Source organism: Klebsiella sp. MS 92-3 (assembly GCF_000195655.1).
Lineage (GTDB): Bacteria > Pseudomonadota > Gammaproteobacteria > Enterobacterales > Enterobacteriaceae > Klebsiella > Klebsiella pneumoniae.
Genome location: NZ_GL882751.1, coordinates 28,409 through 34,307, shown reverse-complemented (window position 1 = coordinate 34,307; position 5,899 = coordinate 28,409). Strand labels below are relative to the sequence as shown.

At 63.8% G+C, this 5,899-nt stretch carries 3 protein-coding genes; all 3 read right to left on the bottom strand.

Translation table 11 applies throughout. From position 1 onward, the window contains the following. The coding region (locus HMPREF9538_RS22110) for a HAMP domain-containing protein (protein WP_032457006.1) at nt 1-1,149 on the bottom strand (1,149 nt) is incomplete at its 3' end. Between the two features lie 242 nt (nt 1,150-1,391). Then, nucleotides 1,392-4,871: a cellulose synthase complex outer membrane protein BcsC gene (bcsC, locus tag HMPREF9538_RS22115; RefSeq protein ID WP_009484216.1), complete on the bottom strand. Its 3,480-nt coding sequence runs from the start codon at nt 4,869-4,871 to the stop codon at nt 1,392-1,394. Beyond that, nucleotides 4,853-5,899: cellulose synthase complex periplasmic endoglucanase BcsZ (bcsZ, locus tag HMPREF9538_RS22120; protein ID WP_009484215.1), on the bottom strand; the 1,047-nt coding region annotated here is incomplete at its 5' end. The genes bcsZ and bcsC, both read right to left, overlap by 19 nt.

Below are 5,899 nucleotides of genomic sequence, written 5' to 3'. Positions count from 1 at the left end.
GGCCGACACCGCGCGCCGGTAAAACTGCTCGGCGCTGAGCCCGGCGTGGAACATGGCGATCCCGACGCTGGCGTAGGGGCGCAGCTGCAGCCCATGCAGCGGTAAACGCTCATTAATAATAGTGAGCACTTGCTTACTTAACGTTACCGCCTGCCACGGTTCGGCGAGGCCATCGGCGAGAATCGCGAAGTCATACCCGCTCACCTGAGCCAGCACCATCTGCGGCGGGATCGCGGCCCGCAGCTTCTCCACCAGCGTCAGGAGCAGCATTTCGCGCTGACTCTCCTTGAGGACCCCGGCGGCGTCCTGCAGGGTTTCACAGGCGACGACGATCAGCGCGGCGCTCTGCGGGCGGGCCACCGTCTGCTCCAGCATCGCCAGCAAAAAGGCTTTATTCGGCAGCTCGGAGACCGGGAAGCGGGTCGACTGGATGGACAGCTCATCATGCTGGCGGACCAGGCTCTGCTGGTTGCGGTTATAGCTACGCACCAGCATACCGATCTCGTCGTCATGGTGCAGGCGCGGGAGGGTCAGCTGATGGCCAAGACGCTCCTGCTGGGAGAGATCGTTCAGCTCGCGGGCGATACGCCGCAGAGGGCGAACCATCAGCCGGTTGATGCACCAGGTGAGCGCCACCGTCAGCATCAGCACCAGAAGTAAGTAAGCAGTCACTAACGTAGCAAGGGCGCTCATGACGAATTTATACATGCGATAGGAGTCGGCCTGCAGCACCAGATAGGCCAGCGGCTGCGGGTTGGCCGGTCGCTCCAGCGAATAAATGGGCAGCGAAATCTGCACCGGCAGCTCAAACAGCCGGGTGACGGTTACCGGCACCGGCCGCTCGGGGATAAATCGCATCCGCAGCGCCTGGAACTGGTTCGGCAATACCACATCCGCCCGGCTGACGATGCCAGCAGGCTGGATACGGCTTAAAATGGCTTCCGCTTCCGGAATATCGGCTTTCAGAATAGCCGCAGACAGCGGTTCGCGAACGGATCGCGCGATACTTTCTAACTGCGTGGCCGTGGTAAAGCGACTCTGTTGCACAAAGTGAAACAGCAAAATAGTGCAAAAAACCAATACAAAGGCCATGGACACGCTCGCGACCATCGCCATCTGTTTGATTGTAAGTGAACGGCTGACGCGCAACGGTGTTCTCCACTGATACTGAATACATACCCGGTATCAATCCTTCAATCCCGGTCGTTTCAGGCTGATTATATACTTAAATCCTTCGCCCACGCCCGCGAGGGATGAAGTGACGGGATATTTCCGCGCGGTGGCGCGGACGCCGGGATACATCCCCGACGGCCAACGGTGGGCAACGCCTCACGAGTATACGCGAAGCGCGTCGCGGAGTGGCGCTCTGTAACGTAATTCAGCCTATTCTGCTACCAGTCGGCGTAGGGCACCAGCGGCTGGGGCGGCATATCCAGATCCCCCTGCCAGCCGGCCGCCGAGTAGCGGACGTAAAGCAGCGCATGGCTCGGGGTGTAATCCTTCGCCTGCTGAATATCGACCGCGGCGCCGACGAACCAGTTGCTGGTCACCCGCCGCTCCACCAGCGCTCTGGCGGTGTAACCGAATCCATGGCTGCTGCTTCCCTCCTCCGTCAGCTCGCTGGCGCGCTGCCGGTAGTCGGACGGGATCAGGTTCAGCAGCGGATAGCGGGCTTGCGTCTGGGTGCGCGAATGGGACCATGACACCGACCCGCCGAGCTCCCAGGACCAGTTCTCGGTGCGCTGACGCCAGGTCACCGGCACGGCGAACGAGAGATACTCCTGTGGGCTGTAATAGCCGCCCTGGCCGAGGGTGTAGCCGCTGAGATCTTTGTCGTAGTGCCAGATCATATTGTTGAGGCCGACGGTGACGCGACGATTATTCTCGTTGATGACCTTGTAGTAGTACCCGGTCATCCAGCGCACGCGCCAGTTATCCGCCACGTTTTTACCAGTCAGCGAGTCGGCGCCCAGCGAGGACCAGATGCCGTGAGCCTCCCCGCGATCGTAGCTCAGGCTCAGGCCGCCGCCGTCGGCGCGGACGCCGCCCCAGGTGGCGCCGGTATGGCTGCTGCTGTCCTTCTGCCCGCCAAAGGAGAGCAGCGAGCTGGAGATAGGCCGCCGGTGGACGTTGACCGTGTACCCCACCGGCCCGACGTCGCTGCTGTAGCTCAGCCCCCCCACCACATCGACGACATTGAAGCCCATCGGCGTGGTGCCGATATCCCCGCTCCAGGTGTCATTCTTCCAGCCGACCGCCACGCTGGCCCCGCTGTCGGTCTGATTTTTACTGCCGCTGGTACAGGCGATCTCCCCGCAGGTGCCCCAGCTGGGCGAGTAGCTCCCGTCGCTGTGGGTGGAAAAGCTGCCGGCATCCATATTGACCAGGTCGGTGCGGAAGAACATCCGGCCATCCGCCAGCGGAGCATCCACCTGCAGCATGGTGGTATGCGCCTTCAGGTCGGAATAGCCGCCGGTGCCGCTGGAACCCCAGAAGTCATGTTCCAGGGTGACGTTCAGATCCTGCTGACGATAAAGGTCGGCGGCATCGCTGCGGATCCCGCGCTTCAGCCAGTCATCATGGCTGTCGTTGCGCGTCAGCCGCGTAAAAGTATCGTTATCCTGCGGCTGCGCGGGGGTAATGCCGGAGGCCACCATCGCTTCCCGGTAGTGCGTCAGCGCCTGCTGCGGCGCCCCGCTCTGGGTGGCAAAGCGCGCGGCATCGCGCAGCACCAGCGCGCTCTCCATCGAGGGCGGCTGCGCCTTCGCCTGCGGCACAATCTGATTAAAAATCCGTTGCGCGTCAGCGGTATCGCCAAGGCCAGCTCGCGCCAGCGCCACCCGCCGCTGCATGTTCATGGATTCGGTCTCTGCGCCTTTCAGCTGCATGACCTGCGCCCGGGCGGCCGGTTTATCGCCCTCGGCCAGGTAGACTTCCGCAAGGCCGAGGCGCGCATCGCCGTTGTCGGCCTCCTGACGCAGCACCCGCTGATAGTCGGCAATCGCCGTCTGGCTGTCTCCGCGCTGCTGCGCCCAGTCGGCCAGCGTCAGATCATAGCGCACCGAGGCGGGCTGCCGTTTGATGAGGGCGATCGCCTGCGCTTCGTCGCCGCTGTCGCGCAGCTGGTTGGCCTGGCGCAGCACCCGGTCGCTTTGCAGACGCGCTTCGAGTTCACGAATGTTATCCGTCCACGCGCTGCGCGGCAGAGCGGCGATTTGCGCCAGAGCCAGATCGTCCTGGTCGTTCCCCGACAGGTAGAGTCCCGAGGCGTAGACCCGTTCGGCGTCCTGCGGCTGGCGGTTGACCATCGTCCGCATCAGCGCGTCGGCCTCCTGGCGTTCGCCAGCGCTGACCAGATCCCGCGCCAGACGGTAGGTTATCCAGACGCTGTCCGGATCCAGCGCCAGGCGCCGACGCTGAACTTCCGCCGCCTGCGCCCAGTTGCCCTGGCTCTCCAGAGCCTGCGCCTGTTTCTCCAGCCGGTCGTTAGTCAGGCTGCGCTCAATATCATCGATACTGCGCCGCTGAGCGGGAGGGAGGCCGGCGATCCAGGCGCTGGCTTTCTCCGGCGATTCGGCGCGATAGAGGTTGGCCAGGCCGCGCACCGCCAGGTTATTGCCGCGATCCAGGCGCAACGCCTGCTGGTAATAGCGCTCCGCCGCCGCCGCCTCTTTGCGCGCCGCCGCGACATCCCCCAGCCCCAGCACGGCATAGCTGTCGGTGCGATCGACCCGCTGCGCCTGGGCATAATAGTTCTGCGCCTGCGAAAGCTGGCCGGCTTTCAGGGCGTTATCCCCCTGCTTTATCAGCAGCCAGTAGCGGTTAGTTTGCAGCAGGCTGTCCCACTTGCCGCGGTTCGGGCTGTCAGGGTCCATGGCAATCGCTTTACTGAGCTGCGCCACTGCCCGCGCGCGGTCGCCGCGCTGGGAATAGGCCTGGCCGAGAGCGCCCACCGCGTCGCTGTCGCGGCTGTCGGCCTGAACGGCTTTCTGCAGATCCGCGACCGCCTGCGTGGTATTCCCGGACTTGACCGCCGCCAGCCCTTCCGAGCGGGCGCGGAAAGTCGGATCCTGCAGCTGCGCCTGCTGTTGGTCGAGCAGAACGCGGGCGTTCGCCGCCACCGAGCCGGTGGGAAACTGCAGAAGAAATTGCTGCAACGCCTGCACGCTGGCCTTACTCACCGGCATGCTTTTCACCTCACTGAACCACATATCGGCGGCGATACCGCGTCCCGAGGCCGATCGGGCCATCTCCGCCAGATAGGCGAACCCCTCCTGCGGTTTGTTATCGGCGAACATCTGCTTCGCCAGCGAAGTCAGCAGGCTGACGTTGCCCGGCGCGCTGGCGTTCAGTTGTTTCAACTGGCTGACGCCTTCGCTATGGCGGGCCGGCAGGCGCGCCACCAGCGTCCAGTATTCAATGGCGACGTCAACGTCATCCGGCACCCCGCCGTACAGTTTTTCATAGGCGGCGATGGCTTCATCGACCTTCCCGGCCACGCCCAGCAGTCGCGCCTGCTGCAGCGCCTGGCGGCCCTCGCCGGTGTTGCTTTTCATCTCATTGCGCGACGCCTTCAGCTCCGGGGAGTCCGGCGCCAGCTTCGTCAGTCGTTCCAGCTCTTTTTGCGCCCCGGCGGCATCCCCCTGACGCAGCAGATAGCGCATCCGCGCGGCAATCAGCTCCGGGTTGTTGGGATCAATCAGCTCCAGACGGTACAGCGACTGGCGCACCAGGTCTTCACGATTGCTGGCCTCGCCGAGGCGGACCTGCTCCAGCAGATGCTCCTGGGCAGGCGTCGTCGCCGCCTGCGCTAACGGCAGCAGCGCAACGCCGAGGGACAGCGTGAGTAAACTTAGTGAGAGCTTGCGCATTCCTGGTTCCAGTCAGGTTGTAATTCGCCACTCGCCGTGAAACGAAAACGGTGTTGATCCCAACCCTGGCCGAACAGCGTCAGAACTGCGCTGTAGTAGGCATCCGCGCCGGGATAGTTATCGGCGACGCGCTGGCGTTGCACCGACCGAGCCTCGTCGTCCTGTAAAAACGGCAGCATTGCCGCGGAGAAGCCCACTGGCCCCTGGCCGCTGGTTTTGCCGGTGGCGATATTCACTTTCTCCGGGGGTACCCCCTGCTCCGTGGTCTGCGCCGCCATCGGCGCGAAGCGTTGCAGCAGACGCGCTTTCTGCTTATCGCCATCATGGAGCATGCCCCCCCACAGGTAGACGCGAATCGCGTCATAGCTGCCGATCGGCGGCTTTTCGGTTTTCAGCTGCCAGCCTTTCCCTTTCTCATAGCGCACCCAGTCCGGGGTAAAGCCTTTCGGCGCGGTCTCCAGCAGCAGGCGCAGGTTACTGTCGCGCAGAGCGGGCCACGGCGCGCCAAAACGCACAAAGTAGGTGGCCAGCTGCGGCGGAAGATAGCTGGGGTTAAACCGCCAGCCTCTGTCATCGGCAAAACCGACTTTTCCCGGCAGCAGCATCGTGCCGAGGCCCGGCACCGCCACCGTCTCTTCAGCGACAATCCGCGCCAGCAGGGCTTTACCGGTCTCGGTGTACTGCGGCTGTTGCCACAGGCGCCCCGCCTCCAGCAGCGCCCAGGCTATCCACAGATCCGAGTCGGACGCCGAGTTGCTGTCCAGCAGGGTCCACTGCTCATCGTCCTTTTTGCCCCACAGCCAGCCCGGCAAATGTTGTTTCAGATCGCCTTCCGCCAGGTTGTTCTGCGTCCAGGTCAGCAGTTTGTCGAACCCTGCGCGATCGTTGGCCGCCAGGGCGAAAAACAGGCCATAGCTCTGCCCTTCGGAGGTGGAGATTTTGCGCGCATCGCTGGGGTCAATCACCCGTCCCTCGGGGCTGACGTACGCTTGTTTAAACTGCTCCCAGGCGGGCCACTGGCAGGGGGG